This window comes from Phyllobacterium sp. P5_D12, assembly GCF_054049495.1.
The window spans coordinates 1-16,906 of the sequence record NZ_JBFUMG010000048.1 but is presented as its reverse complement, the minus strand read 5'-3'; the positions used below and the strand labels follow the sequence as shown (position 1 = coordinate 16,906).

Below are 16,906 nucleotides of genomic sequence, written 5' to 3'. Positions count from 1 at the left end.
CATCAGATGGCCGTCAGGGTAGATTATCGAAGGTCTTCCGGTGGGATCACGCCCTTCGTCAGGATAAAACACCCATAGAACCGCCGCTCGCCGGTGGCGATGACGCAATAGGCATTCTTGGCGTGTTCATAGAAATCCATCCGGTCGATCGAGACCATTGGCCAATGCTTGCCTTCGGCGGCGTCGATCTCGGCCTGCATTTCTACCTGCACGTCAGGAATTTCGTCGGGGCTGCCGACGATTTCCATGCGCGCGGTGGCGTCATCGATGAACGTGTCGAGCGGCATGACCGAGAGAATGGCACGCGCGGCTCGCGGCGCTGTCACGGCGTCAATGCGCAACAGCCGGCCGAGCCGTGTCTGGCGTGCAATCGAATCGCCCGGAAAATTTGTATCGCATATGACCAGCCGATCGCCATGGCCCATAGCTCTCAGAGCGTAGAGTACATCCGCATTCAGCAATGGATCCAGATTCTTCAGCATGTTTCCTCCCGATATGTCTGACTATTTTGCGCGATTTTGCAGAAATTGATTGAATTCTTCGGCCGTCGCATAGGACTTCTGCGTGCCTTCGCGGGTAATGGAATCTGCGGCATAGAGCGCCGCTTTCCTGAGCGAGGCTTCGAGCTCCCGGCCCTCTACGTAATAGCGAGCGAAGCTGCCGATAAATGCATCACCGGCGCCTGTCGTGTCTTTCGGCTTGACTTTGAGAGGCTCGATCAATGTCGAGGAACTTGCCGTGATCAGGCGCGCACCGCGGGAGCCGAGGGTGACGATGACCGTGCGGATACCCTTGTCAATCAAGGAACGCGCTGCCGTTTCAATCTCGGCGTCTGTCCCGGTGGGCATCCCCGTCAGCAGCGCCAGTTCGGTTTCGTTGGGAACGACGAATGTTGCCTTGGTGACCTGCTTCGGATCGAGATCAGGCGCGGCGGGTGCCGGATTGAGGATGGTTTCGATGCCATGCCGATCAGCGAAGGCGATCGTGTAATAGACCGTCTCGAGCGGCACTTCTAATTGCATGAGGATAAGGTCGCAGCGCTTCAAATCTTCTGCAGCAGCATCGATATCGGCGGGCTTCAGATCATTGTTCGCGCCCTTGATGATAAAAATCGAGTTTTCGCCGCTTTCGTCGACAAAAATCGGCGCAACGCCGCTCGATTTGCCCGTGATTGTCCCCACATGCGAGACATCGATGCCGTTGCTCTTGAGGTTGTCGATGGTGCTTTGACCGAAAACGTCGTCGCCGACTTTGGTTACCATCATCACGTCGGCGCCAAGCCTTGCAGCAGCGACCGCCTGATTAGCGCCCTTGCCGCCAAATCCCATCGAAAATGCCGGTGCTTCCAAAGTTTCTCCCGGCGCAGGCATGCGAATGATCGATGTGACGAGATCGGTCATGTTGCTACCAACGACCGCGATGCGACGTGCCATATCTGTTTCCTCTTTGGTCAATAGTCTTTTGCCAATGATCTATAGCAATGATTAGCCGGAAAGAAACAGGTCTTGTCATGAAATGACTGGCTGGGGCGGGAGGGTTCGAACCTCCGAATGGCGGTACCAAAAACCGCTGCCTTACCACTTGGCTACGCCCCAAAATGTCAACGCTGATGGGAATATTCGGCGTGACAGCGCGGCCTTATAACCTCTGGTTCCAGCTTGTGCAATGTGAATGATTGGAGAGTTTGTACGTTCTCCGCAATTGTTTCCGCGTTTTTTGATGACCAAGGCCAGGACAGGGCATTGGACCTAAGTCGGGGTTCTGTTCAGAAATGCATATCGCTAGGCTGGAGCAGTATTGCGTTTTGACGGCGAAGCAGCAGCACCGTGCCAGCCGCGGTGCAATCAGGGGGATGGGCCTCCCTGGCTGAGGCATACGGCCAATATACTGTCAAAACTTGGAGTGAAGCGAATGTGGTTTCTACCGCTGCGCATCACCCTGGAAGTGAAAAAGAATCGGATCAGCTGGTCACTGACAATCCGATTCTCATTTTCACTAACCTAGGAATGGGGGGTGGGCTTCGGCCTGCCTCCTATCCAAGCGGGAATATAGCACTTCTCAAGGAATTTCCAAGAGTGCTAAGTGACCACTACGAGGTCGTATAATTACGGGAATCAGCATTGGCCGCCATCATAGCTCCTTTTCTTGCCGCTGCCGTCGCAAGTGCCCTCTTGCTGGCGATCATCATGCGGGCGCTTCCTGCGGATTTCCTCGGTGCAGCCATAACCGAGCGCTCCAATCACACGCAGGCGGCGCGCCAATTGGGCGGCCTCGCCATCGTTCCGGTCCTCATCGTTTCGCTGTGGATATTCGGCCCTGCGTCCGACCTTGACCCGCAGTTTCTCAGCGCAACAACCATTGCAGCCGCCGTGCTATGGGTTGTCGGTTTCCTCGATGACCGCCATCATCTGCCCGAAACAATCCGGCTTGCATCGCAACTCGCAGCCTCGGCGATTGCAGTCTATGGGCTCGGGGCAGACTTCCGCTTGCTGCCGGAACTCCTGCCTTTCCTTGTGGAGCGTAGCCTTCTCGTCCTCGCCCTCATCTATTTCATCAACCTGACCAATTTCATGGATGGGCTCGACTTGATGGTCGCCTCAGGCCTCGGCATTCCCCTCGCCCTGCTTGCCGGCTTTGCTATCTTCGGACTTGCCGCGCTCGGGACCGGCGGCCTTGCCGCTTCGATTGCAGGAGCGCTATTAGGCTTTGCCGTCTTCAACCGGCCGAAGGCGAGCGTGTTTCTCGGTGATTCCGGCAGCTTGCCCATCGGCTTGCTCAGCGGGCTTGCCTTCTTTCGGCTTGGTCATGATCTGTCGATCTGGGCCGGGCTGATCCTGCCGTTGTTTTTCATCGCAGATGCAACATCGACGCTGTTCATGCGTCTGGCAGTAGGCGATAATATTTTCGCGGCGCATTCCAAGCACGCCTATCAAGTGGCGAAGCGCTCCGGCTGGTCGATCTGGGGCATCGTCATCAGCGTTGGCGTGCTCGATGTCATACTAGGAGCCTGCGCCATTGCAGCGGCACAACACGGTCTATTTCGTGCCGCAGGTATTGTCGTAGCGCTGATTGGCGTCGGGTTCGTCTTGCTCCGGTTTCGAGCCAAATTGCGCTAGGCTCTAGGACGTTGCGTACTCGAACAGAAGCTTGCGTACAGCATCGGCTTCCTGCCTTTCGATCAGCTGCCGCAACTCTGCGATCGCTTCGGGCAAATGGTTTACGGAATTGGCGCCGCGCTTGGCGCGCAGGATTTTGGAGTGGTTCGTCGGCGACACACCAGTCGGATCGTAGAACAGCTCTTCATGCAGTTTCTCGCCATCGCGTATGCCGACTGTGACAATTTCGATATCACCCTCCGGATGGAGGCTGTCCTTGATCGAAAGGCCGGCAAGAAGAATCATGTTTTCTGCAAGATCACGGATACGCACGGCTTCGCCCATTTCGAGCAGCAGAATATCCCCACCCCCGGAAAGCGCGCCGGCCTGGATGATCAGTTCCGCAGCTTCGCGCACCGACATGAAATAGCGGGTCATATCGTCATGGGTAACCGTCAACGGACCGCCATGGGCAATTTGCTCGCGAAACAGCGGCACGACCGAACCGCTAGAACCGATCACATTGCCGAAGCGAACCGACGCGAATATCTGCCCGCTGCCCTGCCTGCTCGCCTCATCGCCATGATAGCGTACGATAAGCTCGGCCCATCGCTTGGTCGCGCCCATGACATTCGATGGCCGCACTGCTTTATCGGACGAAATGAGGACAAAATTTCTGACCCCTGCCTCGCGCGACAATGCCGCCAGCACCTCCGTACCGATCACATTGTTTCGTGCGCCCTCGACAACATTTTCCTCCACCAACGGCACATGTTTGTAGGCGGCACAATGGTAGACATTCTCGATCTTATGCGCTGCAAGTACGTTTCTGATCAACGGCGCATCGGCGATCGAACCGAGCACCGGTATGATCAGACAATCGCTGACCGCGGCGAGCTCGCGATGGAGCTGATAGATGCTGTGCTCATTGACATCGAAAATTACCAGCTTCGCCGGTGCCAGCTTGACGATGGTGCGGCAAAGCTCCGACCCGATCGATCCGCCAGCGCCAGTCACGAGAATGGCGCGGTCTTCCACGGTCTTGTCGAGCAGGATAGGATCGGCCGGCACCGGCGAGCGGCCTAACAGGTCATCGATATCGATGTCGCGCAGATGGCTGATCAGGTATTTTCCTGCGGTCAGGTCTGAAATCGCCGGGAGAATACGAACCTTGACATCGAGAGACTTCAACCTGCCGATCAGGCGGCGGCGCTGAATGCCGCTCAGCGACGAGGTCGTTACGATCATCTCGTTGATGCCGAAATTGTCGATGAGAGTCTCGAGCTGCGATGTCGGGTAAACACGGATGCCAAGAATATCCATGCCATGCAGGCTCTTGTCGTCATCGACAAAACCCGCGACGAAGACTTCGTTCTGCGACCTCAAAGCGTTCGCCAATTGGCGGCCGGCATCGCCCGCCCCGAATATGAGACACTGCCGCGCCAGCAGCTTTTCACGCAAGGGGCTCCACAGCAGCCATTTTGCGGCAAAACGGCTGCCGCAGATGAGACCGATGCTCAGCACCCAATAAAGAAATGGTATGGCGCGCGGCACACCTTCGGCACCGGTCATCAGCGTCAGAAAGGCGAGGCAGACCCAGAGAATGACGGAGATCGTCACGGCCTGGATCATCGTCCAGATTGCCTTGTCAGGAAGGTAGCGGATGACAGACCGATACAGCCCGAAACGCACGAACACCGGCAGACCGATAAGCGGCGCTGCGATCATCAGCAAAGCCTGCTCGCTGTTCGGGATAAAAAATTCACCGAATCTCAGCAAATAACTGAGCCAAATAGCGAATGTCAGCGTAACCATGTCAAAAATGACAAGGAGTATCTGCTTGTAACGACGCGGCATCATCGAGACGCTTTGCCGAAAGATTTCCAATTTCATTAATCCTCAGTGCTCGGAGAATAAAGACCTGCTGGTTCGGTGCGTGCCCTCACCTGATATAAACGCAAGACCAGTAACATAGGGCGTTATAAATGCAATGCCGGTTTCTGCCGTCAACCAGGACGTGCTTGGAAATCAACAGAAACTCGGCTATATTAAGGACTGGAGTAAGGGGTAGACTTTCGCCCACCCCTCATTTCCTTACCGTATGAAATGGACCCGAAGAGACAGTGTCCAGCTGTTTCGGGTCCTTTTCATTGTAAGGGTGATGCTAAATGGCAAATACCACATAGTTCACCTCCGGTTTCCTGGCGAGGCCCTCGCCTCGGTCGAAGCGGCCTATCCCCTTCGAATGCACCGGCTGGCTCGATGCTGCTGCTTTCGCCTGAAACCTTCAAACCATGGTTGGATTGTTCGCCTTGCGCAACGAATGCAGGGTTGCATCGATCTGCGAAAAACACGTTGTTGGGGTGGCCTCCCCGCTGGCGGTTTATCCACCACCTGTGAGGTGGCCTTAGAGTCGTTGGTCTTGATCGATTGCTGAAAGGACAGCCCGATGGACCAGACGACGACGAACCTCAAATTGCCCTATATAGCGCCGTCGCAGGCGCAGAAACATGTCACCCACAACGAGGCGATCCGTGCGCTCGATGCGCTGGTGCAGCTCTCTGTGGTGAGCCGCAAACTGGCCAATGCCCCGCAGGAGCCTTCGGAAGGAGACCGCTACATCGTCGCTCCCGAAGCCGTCGCGTCGTGGGCGGGGAAGACGGACCGGATCGCCGCGTGGCAGGATGACGCCTGGACGTTCTTCCAGCCGCAGGAAGGCTGGCACGCCTGGGTGGCAGAGGAACAAACCTTTGTCGTTTTCGATCGCAATTCCTGGAGAAGGGTAACGAGCGGAACCAACCCGGTAGATTCCGTCGGTATCAATACGGTCGCTGACGAGAACAACCGGCTGGCGTTGAAAAGCCCTGCCTCGTTGTTCGATCATGCTGGTGGCGGCCATCAGCTGAAAATAAACAAGGTGGATGACAGCCAYACCGCCTCGCTGCTTTTCCAGTCCAATTATCAGGACCGGGCCGAGATGGGCAYAATGTGGGGTCGTGATTTTCATATCAAGACCAGCTCCGACGGCAATCGATGGCAGGACGCCATGGCCGTCGATAGCGCCACGGGGATTGCACGTTTTCCCTCAGGCATTGCTCATTCGGCCACCGGCAAGAAGCAATCCGGTCTGATTTTCCTCTCGCCAAGCGACAGCGGCACAGTGATCTTCCAGCTGCTGGGGGTTCGCACCCAAGCCCTGAAGACTGCCAAACTGGCTTCGATCAGTGATGATATCGTGACTTTCACCAGCAATACCGCTGGCGAATTCTTCGGCACCGCCATGCGCGGGCTGTCGATGGTTCGCATCTGGAATGTAACCAAAACACCAGCGCAACCGGCCTTCGCCAAATGGGATACAGCAGCCAATCAGCTGCAAGTGAGCAACGCAGACGATATCAAGCTGTGGTCTGCGGGCGATACGATCCAGCTTGGCGATCCCGTTACCAGCCTCATCGCCTTTGATGTCTCGCCGCTGATGCAGAAACTTCTGGGTAGCGTATTCCGGCAAGACGGCCTTCTTCTCGATGCGGGGAACACCAATATCACCGTTGCCTGCAGGAACCAGTCTCCTGCATCCGCATCCAACCTCGTCTATTTCAAGAGCGATGAAGCTCGTAGCTTCAGCGTGATCGGGATTTACGGGTGAGAGAGAGCCTTGAGAATTCAGCCTGATGAGGCAGCTGGTGTGGTTTTCGAGAACCGGAGCGCAGTGGACTTTTGGGTCCATGAGCACCGGAAGCACAGAAAATCGCATCAGATGTCCATCAGGGTGAAGCTATCAAGGCTCTCTCAACTCCCTCTGTACGTCGAATATCCCCACGGCGTTACCAACAGAGGCACATGATAATTGCCATCGGCATTGGCTATTGAAAACCGGAGAGGAATATCGTCAAGGAACGGAGGTTCGTCACGCGCAATTTGCGATGCCTTGAAATAATCCTCTATGAAGAACGTCAGCTCGTACTGACCCACCATCATCTCATCCGGAGATAGCAGCAGCGCATCTGTCCTGCCATCGGCATTGGTAACCGCAGTCCTGAGCAAATGACGGCCGGTTTCATCGATCCGGTGCAGCGTCAACGCCATGCCCGCGGCGGGCTTTCCCGCCGCCGTATCGAGCACATGTGTGGATAACTTTCCCATCAAAAGCTCCTCATGCAAATAAATCGTCGAGACGAAAGCGTGCGATCAAAGCGATCTGCCGCAGCGCTTCGATCACCTCTTCTCCCGAATTGTGGTTCAGGCGTTGGCGAAACGCCGCCATGATCGAATGCTTGTCGTGCCCCCGGACCGCAAGGATAAAAGGGAAGCCGAAACGGCTCTGATATGCGTTGTTCAGCCGATGAAACTCTTCGAACTCAGCGTTCGTCAACCTGTCGAGGCCTGCGCCCCTCTGCTCGCTTGTCGATTCCGCGGTTAGATTGCCCTGCCGCGCCGCCTTGCCCGCGAGATTGGGATGTGCCCGTATCAGCCCGAGTTGCGCCACCTGCCCTGATACGTTCACGGTATTGACCATCGCTGCGTGCAGATTCTCGGTGCTGGCAAAAGGCCGTAACTTCGCGACAGCCTCCGGAACCCAAGGAGAGTGCTCGAATATACCGCCTAGCGCCGCAACGAAATCCGTGGCGCTTGCCTTGTTCAACTCATCAAGTGTCATTTCATCCCCCTTGTGCGACCCGCACAGCTCGCCACACCGCCTCGGGTGTCGCCGGGGAATCCAGCTGCGGCACCCCGCCATGGATCGAAGCGATTGCATCGCGAATGGCCAGCCAGACCGAGATGCCAAGCATCAATGGCGGCTCACCGATCGCCTTGGAGCGAAACACCGTTTCTTCCCTGTYGGGCATATTGTCGAGAATGCGCACATTGAATTCGGGCGGCACGTCGCGCGATCCGGGTATCTTGTAGGTCGATGGCCCGACAGTCCGCAGCCGTCCGGATTTATCCCACCAAAGCTCCTCGCACGTTACCCAGCCCATGCCCTGCACGAAGGCTCCTTCGATCTGGCCAAGGTCAATGGCAGGATTGAGCGGCGAGCCCACGTCCTGCAAGATATCGGCACGCAGGCAACGCGTCTCGCCCGTAAGCGTGTCGACAGCAACTTCCGCAACGGCAGCGCCATAGCTGAAATAGAAGAAGGGCCGGCCCTTCATTGTCTTGCCGTCCCAATGAATCTTCGGCGTTGCATAGTGTCCGGCTTCCGAGAGTTGGATGCGCTTGGCCCAGGCCATTTTCGCCAGTTCACCGAAGGATACGGAACGATTGTCGGCGTGGACACGGCCTTCGCGATAGACGATCACGTCTTCCTCGACATCGAAATGCTCGGCCGCCACACGTGTCATGCGCGCCTTGATTGCGGTCGCGGCCTTGAACGCAGCCATGCCGTTGAGGTCCGAGCCGGTAGACGCCGCAGTGGCACTGGTGTTCGGCACCTTGCCCGTCGCGGTGGACGAAATGCGGACCATGTCGAGTCCGACCTGAAACACTTCGGCCACCACCTGCGCGACCTTCACAAACAGGCCCTGCCCCATTTCGGTGCCGCCATGATTGAGGAAGATCGACCCGTCCAGATAAACATGGACCAACGCACCCGCCTGATTGAGCGAGGTCAGATTGAAGGAAATTCCGAATTTGATCGGCATCATTGCCAGTCCCCGCCGGATAACAGGATTGGCAGCATTGTGCGCGTCGATTTCAGCGCGGCGATAGTCCCACTCGGCGGAGCCAAGCACCGCATCCGTCACCTCGACCAGACGATTGTCCTCGACCTGCTGGCCATAGGGCGTCATGTCGCCGGTCTCGTCGCCATAATAATTGACCGCCCGGACCGCGTTGGGATCAAGCTTCAATTCGCGGGCGATCGTATCGATAACGGCCTCGATGGTGATAATTCCCTGCGGACCGCCAAAGCCGCGAAACGCCGTGTTTGACACGGTATTGGTCTTGCAGGCATGGCCGATGAAGCGCGCGTTCGGGATAAAATAGGAATTGTCCGTGTGAGTCAGCGTGCGCGTGATCACCGGCCCGGTCAGGTCCGGCAGATTTCCGGCCCGCGCCAGATATTCTACGTCGAGACCGAGAATGCGGCCCCTGTTGTCGACACCGGCCTTCCAGTTGGCGATGTAATCGTGGCGCTTGCCGGTCGCTACCATGTCGTCGCGGCGTTTCAGCCGCATCTTGCAAGGTTTGCCGGTCTTGGCTGCAACCAGTGCCGCGGCGCCAGCAATGATTGTCGGCTGACTTTCCTTGCCGCCAAACCCACCGCCCATGCGCCGCACCTGACATTCCACAGCATTGGCGTGTACGCCGAGAATACCGGCAACATGGTGCTGTACCTCGGTCGGGTGCTGGGTCGAGGAATGCACCAGCATTTCACCGTTCTCGCCGGGAATGGCATAGGCGATATGAGTTTCGAGGTAGAAATGGTCCTGCCCGCCGATGTGCAGCTTGCCGGAAATGATATGCGGCGCGCCCGCAAGTGCAGCTTCGACATCGCCCTCGATGACTTCCTGCGGCGGCAGTACATAGCTCTTCCGCCGATGCGCTTCCTCGATATCAAGTACAGGCTCGAGCTTCTCGATATCGAGCTTTACCTTTTTGGCGGCGCGATACGCCGTTTCGAAATCCTTGGCGGCAACGACCGCGATCACCCGTCCTTCGTGATCGACAATATCTTCGGCAAAAAGCGTCTCGCCATGGAGAATTGGCCCGACTTCGTTGTGACCTGGCACATCTTTCGCAGCCCAGACACCGGCAACACCATCCATCGCCAGCGCTTCGGAAGCGTCGAAGCCGTTCAGTTTGCCGTGCGCCACTGGCGAAAGGACGAAGGCCGCATGCAATGTGCCAGGCAGTTCCGGCATATCGTCGATGTAGCTCGCCTCGCCCGCCACATGGCGCGCGGCGGAATCATGCGCAATGCCCTTGCCGACAATGCTGCGCTGGACGATCTTGGCGTCAATATTCATAGCGCCCTCCCGCGTCGATCGAAGGACTCCGACGTTGCCGCCTTACCCTCCCCCTTGTGGGGAGGGAGGCTGCGCTGCAGCAGGGAGGGGTCTTTTGAGGCATAGAATTTTGCACTGTGAAAGAGAAAGAACAGCCCCTCCMCGTCGCTTCGCTCCGTCCCTCCCCACAAGGGGGAGGGTAAGACGCGGCACGTCGCACCATCATCTCAAGTGGGTTGCCTCCTGATGCGATGTCATTGACATTCATAGCGACATGACCTCCACCGTCTCGCCGGCAACATCGCGCCAGAATCGTTCGGCGAGGTTCGCGGCAACCTGCAAACGATACTCGGCGCTACCGCGCCAATCGCTCAGCGGTTTAAACTGCGCGGTGATCGCACTGGCGCATGCTTCGATGGCTCTATGGTCAAATGTACTGCCGACCAGCGCTTGCTCGGCCTTTGGCGCGCGCTGCGGCGTTGCTGCCATGCCGCCAAATGCAATGCGAGCGCTGCGAACCTGACCTTCTTCGCGGACAATCGAAAACGCCGCACTGACAGTCGAGATGTCCTGGTCGTAGCGCTTGGAAATCTTGTAGACGCGGAACGCCTGGCCCTCCGCGGGCTTCGGGATCGATACCGAAGCAATCACCTCATCGGCGCGAAGTTCGGTCTTGCGATAGTCGAGGAAGAAATCTTCGAGCGCCAGAAAACGGTGGCCGCTCAGCGAAGCAAGTTCCATCTCGGCTCCGAGTGCAATCAACGCCGGCGGGCCGTCGCCGATCGGGCTTGCGGTGCCGATATTGCCGCCGATGGTTCCCATCGAGCGTATCTGGGTCGAACCAAAACGGCGGATCAAGGTCGCGAAAGAGGGATAATACTCGATAATACCGGCGAGAATCTCCTCCCACGTTACCGCCGCGCCAAAGCTCAAATGATTTTCGGTCTCGCGAATGGCACGCAGTTCGCGCACACGGGCAAGCGAAATCACCTTGCTCCAGTCGGAATGATAGTCCGCCAACGCGACGCCAAGATCGGTGCCGCCGCCAAGCAATATCGCATCGGGCTTTTCCTTGCGCAGTTGCAGCAGATCGTTCAGCGACTGGGGCTGATGGAATGTCGAACCGGATGCCGAAATCGTCGTGCGTGGTTCGATCTTAGCAAAGGCGGCGACATGCGGTCCCGCAATCGTCGCATTGCCAACCTTGCGCGCAGCCTCGACGATCGGCCGGTAACCGGTACAACGGCACAGATTGCCCGCCAGTGCATCGTGGATGTCGGAATCCGTGACTTCCGTCTTGCGAGCCGCAAGACCTGCTCCCGCAGCGCTTCCTTGGGCTGCAAGACCGGCGAGAGAAATCACGATGCCCGGCGTGCAAAAGCCGCACTGGGACGAACCGTTTTCCGCCATCGCGGCTTGTACCGGGTGCAACTGCTCCGTCTTCAAGCCCTCGACCGTCACAACGGCGCGGCCATCGATCTGGCCCATGGCAAGAATGCAGCTGTTGGCGGCCTGGTAGTGCACGGCCCCCTCATGGTGAGCGTCGTCGAACCAAGGGTCGCCGATCAGCACCGAGCAGGCCCCACAATCGCCCTCGGCACAGCCCTCCTTGGTGCCGGTCAGCCGCGGCCCGCTGCGCAGCCAGTCCAGTACCGTCATATCCGGCCGAACCGAGGCTTCCTGCTTCTGACCATTCAGAAAAAAACGTATCGTTTGTGACATGTTGCCAGCTTCAACCGGCTATGCGCACCCGTCAAGGGGAAACCACTTACCAGCTCACTCAAACGGCAAGCTTTTCAATCCTGTAGACCACATCGTCAAAGAAGAACTCCTCAAGATTATTGCCCCCGCCCCCACGATCGACGACGAGAAAATCCGACGTTTCGTCCAGTGAAATCAGCGGGTGATGCCAGGCATTGCGGGCGTAGTTGACGCCCTGATTGCCTTCGCACAGAAAGGCGGCAGGCATTCCTGGCTTGCCGCCGTCGTCTTCAGCCACCACAACCAGAAATGRCCTGTTCTGCAACGGTATGAACGCCTGGCTGCCAAGTGGATGACGCTCCAGCATGCTGATATCAACAGGCAACGCGAAGGACTTGCCCCGGAAGATATTGACCAGCACCCGCGCGCCCTCGCCCGTCACGTCGACATTGGCGAGATCGTGATAGCGCTCTGTCGTGCCTCCATTGATCAGGCGCAATTCCGCGCCTTGCGTCTCGATCACATCGCCGAACCGTTCAAACGCTGGCTTGGTTAGTGGTCGGACATCAAGACCTGTGATTTTCATGCCAGTGCCTTGCAATATCTATGCGGCGTGTGATCCACACATCCTCGTGGTGCTGGATGTAATCGAGAAACCGCTCCAGCGCCGCCGCTCGTCCCGGGCGCCCTACCAACCGGCAATGCAACCCCACCGACATCATCTTTGGCGCGCCGTCCTTGCCCTCGCGAAGCAGGCAATCGAACGTATCTTTCAGATAAGTAAAGAACTGATCGCCGGAGTTGAACCCCTGCGGCGTCGCAAAGCGCATGTCATTGGCATCGAGCGTATAAGGCACGATCAGGTGCGGGCCCTTCGGACCTTGCACCCAGTAAGGCAGTTCGTCGGCGTAGCTATCAGCGGAATAGACGAAGCCGCCTTCCTCCATGACGATTTTCAGCGTGTTGTCGGAAGGCTTGCCCTGATAGATCCCGAGCGGCCGCGAGCCGGTGATTTCCGTGTGCAGGCGCACAGCCTCGTGAATATGCTGGCGCTCCAACTCTTCTGGGAAATCCTTGTATTCAAGCCAGCGCAGGCCATGGCTGGCGATCTCCCAATCAGCCTCTTTCATGGCTGCAACCGCTTCCGGATTGCGCGCCATGGCGAGTGTCACGCCGTAGACTGTCACCGGCAGATTACGGCGCGTGAACATGCGCCACAGCCGCCAGAAACCGGCGCGTGACCCGTACTCATAGATCGATTCCATGTTGAGATTGCGCTGGCCCGGCCAGGGTTGCGCCCCGACTATCTCCGACAGCAGGCATTCGGATGCCGGATCATTGTCGAGGATCGAGCTCTCTCCGCCCTCTTCGTAATTGACAACGAATTGCACAGCGAGCTTCGCTCCACCCGGCCATTTCGGATCAGGCGGATTGCGGCCGTAGCCAATCAGATTGCGGGGATAGTCTGGCAAGACCGACGCTGTTACTTGGAATGCTTTGGCTTGTCGTCGCGACGTTCATCGCGTGTGACGAACATTACAAAGGCTACCATGAGCAGCCCGCCAACCGGCATAATCATGAAGAGCATAAACTGTTCCAATGTCACGGTTTTAACCCTTTCAACGTTCGTCTCGCATACAAATGTAATGCAGTCGCAAACATAATACAAATAGCTGTGCCGAGGCCGATTAAAGCACTTGGCCCACTTGCGTTATAGATGCTTGAGGTAAGGGGTGCCAATCCGCCCACGGCATACGAGGCAACGGATAAACCGTTTAGCCAAGTCGCCGTGAGCTTTTTCTGCTCATTATAAACAGTCGTCAAAACATCCAATATGACACCAGTCAAAAGCAATAATTCTGAAAAATACATAGTGAAAAAACGGCGGACTAATGAAGCGCCGGTCTAGCCGGCGCTCTGGTAGGTATCACCGGCGCTTGAGCAAAGACCCAACCGCCGGAACGATCGCGGCAGCCAATGCAAGCTTCAGCATATCGCCGACGATGAAAACACCAACGCCATAGGCGAGCGCCTTTTCGAAGCCGAAGAGATAGGCCATCCACAGGAAGCCCATGCCGAGAATAGTCACCTCGGCGGCCAGCATGGCGAGGCCAAGGACAATCGGATTGCGGGTAAAGCCGTTGTCGGCAGCGCGGCCGACGATCCAGGCGGCAGCGATATAGGACAGGAGATAGCCGCCTGTCGGGCCCACCATATAGGCGAGCCCGACGCCCTTTTCCGGTGTTCCGGTGAATACCGGCATGCCGAGCGCACCCTCGAGCAGGTAAAGCGCCATCGTCGCAACGGCAAGCCGCGAGCCATAGGCCGCCGATATCGCGAACACCGCAAATGTCTGCATCGTCACGTTGACAAAGACCATGTCGACCTTGGTCTTGGCGGCAAGCGTCATCAACGCAGTGCCGACGAGGGCGAGCGAAACAAACCACACGGCTTTGGCGAGCTGGCCTTCCGGCTGGAACGTCTCGGCAAGAGAACGAGTCTGGGCAGCAATCATGTTCTTATCCTCCGGAAGGTCGTGAACCCTACAAATTCACGCCTCAAGCTTTCACCATTTCATGAAAAATGTATATTGAGGATCATGCCGCACTGCAATACGTCGAAAGCCGCACAAAAGGTAAATCCCGATCAATGAACCTCGTTTTCGACAAGGTATTTGCGCCGCATTATGGCGAAGCCATCGATATTGCGCCGAATATACAGCGTATCACGGTCAACAATCCGAGCCCCTTTACCTTTCACGGCACGAACTCCTACCTGATCGGCAAAGATACCCTGGCGCTGATCGATCCGGGTCCCATCGACGAAGCGCACAAGGCGACGCTCCTGCGTGCCATAGCGGGGCGCCCGGTCAGCCATATTTTCGTCAGCCATACCCACCGCGATCATTCGCCCCTGGGAACCGTGTTGAAGGATGAACTCGGCGCGATTCTGGTGGCAGAAGGACCGCACCGCCCCTCCCGCCCGTTGCACACGGGAGAGATCAACTTTCTCGATGCGAGCGGCGACACGGAGTTCATGCCGGACATATATGCCGCCGACAATTCGCTGATCGAAGGCGACAGTTGGGCGCTTCGGAGCATCCATACCCCCGGGCACACGGCCAATCACGTCGTCTTCGCGCTCGAAGGTACAGATATCCTGTTTTCCGCAGATCACGTCATGGCTTGGGCAACGTCCATCGTCGCGCCGCCCGATGGCTCGATGTCCGACTATATGGCGTCGCTCGACCGCCTGCTGGAGCGCCACGACAAGGTGTACTTTCCTGGCCACGGCGGCCCGGTCACCAAGCCGAAAACCTTCATGCGTGGCCTGAAAGCGCACAGGAAAATGCGAGAGCGCGCAATTCTGGAACGGGTGAAAGCAGGCGACCGCACCATTCCCGCCATGGTCACGGTGATCTACCGCGAGACCGATCCGCGCTTGCACGGCGCGGCCGCCCTTTCCGTGCTGGCGCATCTTGAGGATATGGTCGCGCGGGGCCTCGTGCAGACCGAAGGCAGCCCGGCAATCGATGGTGTTTATTGGGTGTGAAGTACCCGGTAACAGCACCAATGGTCTATGCCGCTTATCTCCCCCYTTGTGGGGGAGAAAGGATTTTCTTGGATTTAGCCTYYTCGCTAAATCCTTAGAAAATCCAAGAGAGGGGGGTAGTTGTGAGGCAAATCCCCTCTCTGGCGATTTCTAGCACTTAGCTAAGGAAGCTAAGATGCTGAAACCGCTTTCTCCCCCACAAGGGGAGAGATAAGGGCAGCGGTGAAGCACCCTACTGCGCCGGTTCGGTCGTTTCTTCTTCCGGCTGGGCGCTTTGCACTTCCGCGTCGAGCGCGGTCATGAATGCCGTGATGCGGTCGGCATTCTCGCCCAGATCGTGGATGCCGTAGCGGGAGACCGAGCGCATATCGACATAGGTGGTTTCGCCCTCATCGGAAAGGCGGATAACCGCATCGCTGGTGAAACCGAGCAAAAAGGTTCGCGCCACCACTTCGAGCAGGATTTCCTCATCAACGCCCGGCTCGCCTTTTTGGGCAACAACCGTCCAGCCATTGGCGGCAATGACCTTGTTGATTGCGGTCAGAATGCGATCAGGCGAGCCATCATAGCGGCGGCCCGTCACCTGCGGGTAGGCGCTGGATTGAAGCGCGCGGCTGTCCTCGTCATTCACGACGGGGTTCATGCGCTCTGTCCTTTGCCCGGCCGCAAAGAGTTCGGGCGGATCGGTGATGTCGGTCGAAATGTCGTAGATCCTCGGCAGCATCAACGCCTGATAGAGCGTCGTGGCAAAGGGCGCCAGCACCACAAACGCGATCACCATACCCCAAAAGGCACTGGGAAAGCCCATATCGCCCCGGCGCCAGACGCTGGTGAAACCCTTGAGACTGAGCAACAACGCCAGCAGTGCGAGGCCAGCAACAATGGCGAGCAGCCAGAGAAACTCCGGCGTTTCTATACGTTCGAACCGATGGCCAAGTCCCGAAAGAACAAACAGAATGAGGCCAAGAAACGCAATGCGTACCGACCATCTGGCGGAAATCGATCGGCGGCGTCGAATATGCGGTCGCATGAGATTCCTGGTTGCTGATGACTGCGCCACAGCTAATCGCAATTTCACGCGGAGACAAGCATTTGAACTGCCGGCGGCGGTGTGTGGTTCGACAAGCGCACCACACACCTGCAGTCGTTCCGAACTTCCTACGCCACCATACCGGTATAGACCCGCTTCAACGCATCGTATTCCAGACCGATCGCCGGATCGCTCTTGCTGATCTTGCCGTTTTCCAGATGTCCGGCATAGCGGCGAAGAAAGTTGTTGCTGTTGGTGGCATCGACGAAGGCCACATCGTACCAGCCATCCTTTGTCGCGATCTCGACCGTCGTCGTTCCACTGATTTCTTTCGCCTTGTCGATCACCTGTTCGGTAGCCGAATAGGCATCGATCAGTTTCAGCTTGCCGCTCGCCGTTTGCCATTTCTCAAAGACGATCTGCAGCTTCTTGCCGTCATCCGCCGATTTCATCTCGATGATGTTCGGAAGCTGGGTTTGCTGCGCGTCCAGCGAATTGCCGGAAAACTCGAACAGATAGCCGTTGGGGCCGTGAATGGCGTGCTCGTAGACGCCATTTGCGATCTGGGCGTAGTCCGTGAC

The 16,906-nt window shown here is 57.4% G+C and carries 15 protein-coding genes and 1 tRNA gene; 3 read left to right on the top strand and 13 right to left on the bottom strand.

Features of this window, described 5'->3' with window-relative positions; all coding sequences use genetic code 11:
- Window positions 1-23: 23 nt before the first annotated feature.
- From ACXJ5O_RS05900 to ACXJ5O_RS05890, 3 genes are all read right to left on the bottom strand, one after another.
- Window positions 24-482 carry an RbsD/FucU family protein gene (locus tag ACXJ5O_RS05900; protein WP_457299081.1) on the bottom strand — a complete coding sequence of 153 codons (459 nt, stop codon included), beginning with the start codon at window positions 480-482 and terminating at the stop codon, window positions 24-26.
- Window positions 483-503: 21 nt separating this feature from the next.
- On the bottom strand, window positions 504-1,433 hold the full coding sequence (gene rbsK / locus ACXJ5O_RS05895; RefSeq protein WP_457299080.1) for a ribokinase: 930 nt from the start codon (window positions 1,431-1,433) through the stop codon (window positions 504-506).
- 87 nt (window positions 1,434-1,520) lie between these two features.
- Window positions 1,521-1,595: transfer RNA gene (locus ACXJ5O_RS05890), tRNA-Gln, on the bottom strand.
- 525 nt (window positions 1,596-2,120) lie between these two features.
- On the opposite strand from ACXJ5O_RS05890, the gene ACXJ5O_RS05885 reads away from it, so the two are divergent.
- Complete coding sequence (locus tag ACXJ5O_RS05885) at window positions 2,121-3,116, top strand: glycoside hydrolase (protein WP_457299079.1); 996 nt, start codon at window positions 2,121-2,123, stop codon at window positions 3,114-3,116.
- 3 nt (window positions 3,117-3,119) lie between these two features.
- Here the strand turns inward: ACXJ5O_RS05885 and ACXJ5O_RS05880 are convergent, their stop codons facing one another.
- Window positions 3,120-4,988: a polysaccharide biosynthesis protein gene (locus tag ACXJ5O_RS05880; protein WP_457299078.1), complete on the bottom strand. Its 1,869-nt coding sequence runs from the start codon at window positions 4,986-4,988 to the stop codon at window positions 3,120-3,122.
- A 556-nt stretch (window positions 4,989-5,544) separates the two neighbouring features.
- Between ACXJ5O_RS05880 and ACXJ5O_RS05875 the strand changes: the two genes are divergently transcribed.
- Entirely contained in the window at window positions 5,545-6,741 is a 1,197-nt protein-coding gene (locus ACXJ5O_RS05875; protein ID WP_457299077.1) for a DUF2793 domain-containing protein, read from the top strand.
- Window positions 6,742-6,884: 143 nt separating this feature from the next.
- On the opposite strand, the gene uraH is transcribed toward ACXJ5O_RS05875, so the two are convergent.
- The 7 genes from uraH to ACXJ5O_RS05840 form a co-directional block, all read right to left on the bottom strand.
- Window positions 6,885-7,238, bottom strand: coding sequence for a hydroxyisourate hydrolase (uraH, locus tag ACXJ5O_RS05870; protein ID WP_457299076.1), 354 nt, complete (start codon window positions 7,236-7,238; stop codon window positions 6,885-6,887).
- Window positions 7,239-7,248: 10 nt separating this feature from the next.
- Entirely contained in the window at window positions 7,249-7,752 is a 504-nt protein-coding gene (uraD, locus tag ACXJ5O_RS05865) for a 2-oxo-4-hydroxy-4-carboxy-5-ureidoimidazoline decarboxylase (RefSeq protein WP_457299075.1), read from the bottom strand.
- A gap of 1 nt (window position 7,753) precedes the next feature.
- Window positions 7,754-10,063, bottom strand: a complete 2,310-nt coding sequence (gene xdhB / locus ACXJ5O_RS05860; protein ID WP_457299074.1) for a xanthine dehydrogenase molybdopterin binding subunit — start codon at window positions 10,061-10,063, stop codon at window positions 7,754-7,756.
- A 243-nt stretch (window positions 10,064-10,306) separates the two neighbouring features.
- A complete protein-coding gene (gene xdhA, locus ACXJ5O_RS05855; RefSeq protein ID WP_457299073.1) occupies window positions 10,307-11,764 on the bottom strand; it encodes a xanthine dehydrogenase small subunit in 1,458 nt (485 codons plus the stop codon).
- A gap of 58 nt (window positions 11,765-11,822) precedes the next feature.
- Entirely contained in the window at window positions 11,823-12,329 is a 507-nt protein-coding gene (locus ACXJ5O_RS05850) for an ureidoglycolate lyase (protein WP_457299072.1), read from the bottom strand.
- Window positions 12,310-13,215: an allantoinase PuuE gene (gene puuE / locus ACXJ5O_RS05845; protein WP_457299071.1), complete on the bottom strand. Its 906-nt coding sequence runs from the start codon at window positions 13,213-13,215 to the stop codon at window positions 12,310-12,312. The genes ACXJ5O_RS05850 and puuE overlap by 20 nt, the downstream gene beginning before the upstream one ends.
- 455 nt (window positions 13,216-13,670) lie before the next feature.
- Complete coding sequence (locus ACXJ5O_RS05840; protein ID WP_457299070.1) at window positions 13,671-14,258, bottom strand: biotin transporter BioY; 588 nt, start codon at window positions 14,256-14,258, stop codon at window positions 13,671-13,673.
- Between the two features lie 134 nt (window positions 14,259-14,392).
- On the opposite strand from ACXJ5O_RS05840, the gene ACXJ5O_RS05835 reads away from it, so the two are divergent.
- On the top strand, window positions 14,393-15,295 hold the full coding sequence (locus tag ACXJ5O_RS05835; RefSeq protein WP_457299069.1) for an MBL fold metallo-hydrolase: 903 nt from the start codon (window positions 14,393-14,395) through the stop codon (window positions 15,293-15,295).
- Window positions 15,296-15,527: 232 nt separating this feature from the next.
- Here ACXJ5O_RS05835 and ACXJ5O_RS05830 read toward each other — a convergent pair whose 3' ends face one another.
- The gene (locus tag ACXJ5O_RS05830) at window positions 15,528-16,325 is read right to left on the bottom strand and encodes a DUF1499 domain-containing protein (protein ID WP_457299068.1); all 798 of its coding nucleotides are present in this window, start codon (window positions 16,323-16,325) and stop codon (window positions 15,528-15,530) included.
- Window positions 16,326-16,453: 128 nt separating this feature from the next.
- Window positions 16,454-16,906 (bottom strand): hypothetical protein (locus ACXJ5O_RS05825; RefSeq protein ID WP_457299067.1); only part of this gene is annotated, 453 nt, incomplete at its 5' end.

Bases quoted from the DNA above. Each gene is read 5' to 3' on its own strand.
- rbsK (WP_457299080.1), bottom strand. From the start codon at position 1,433: ATGGCACGTCGCATCGCGGTCGTTGGTAGCAACATGACCGATCTCGTC.
- uraH (WP_457299076.1), bottom strand. From the start codon at position 7,238: ATGGGAAAGTTATCCACACATGTGCTCGATACGGCGGCGGGAAAGCCC.
- ACXJ5O_RS05835 (WP_457299069.1), top strand. From the start codon at position 14,393: ATGAACCTCGTTTTCGACAAGGTATTTGCGCCGCATTATGGCGAAGCC.
- ACXJ5O_RS05900 (WP_457299081.1), bottom strand. From the start codon at position 482: ATGCTGAAGAATCTGGATCCATTGCTGAATGCGGATGTACTCTACGCT.
- ACXJ5O_RS05880 (WP_457299078.1), bottom strand. From the start codon at position 4,988: ATGAAATTGGAAATCTTTCGGCAAAGCGTCTCGATGATGCCGCGTCGT.
- ACXJ5O_RS05840 (WP_457299070.1), bottom strand. From the start codon at position 14,258: ATGATTGCTGCCCAGACTCGTTCTCTTGCCGAGACGTTCCAGCCGGAA.
- uraD (WP_457299075.1), bottom strand. From the start codon at position 7,752: ATGACACTTGATGAGTTGAACAAGGCAAGCGCCACGGATTTCGTTGCG.
- xdhA (WP_457299073.1), bottom strand. From the start codon at position 11,764: ATGTCACAAACGATACGTTTTTTTCTGAATGGTCAGAAGCAGGAAGCC.
- ACXJ5O_RS05830 (WP_457299068.1), bottom strand. From the start codon at position 16,325: ATGCGACCGCATATTCGACGCCGCCGATCGATTTCCGCCAGATGGTCG.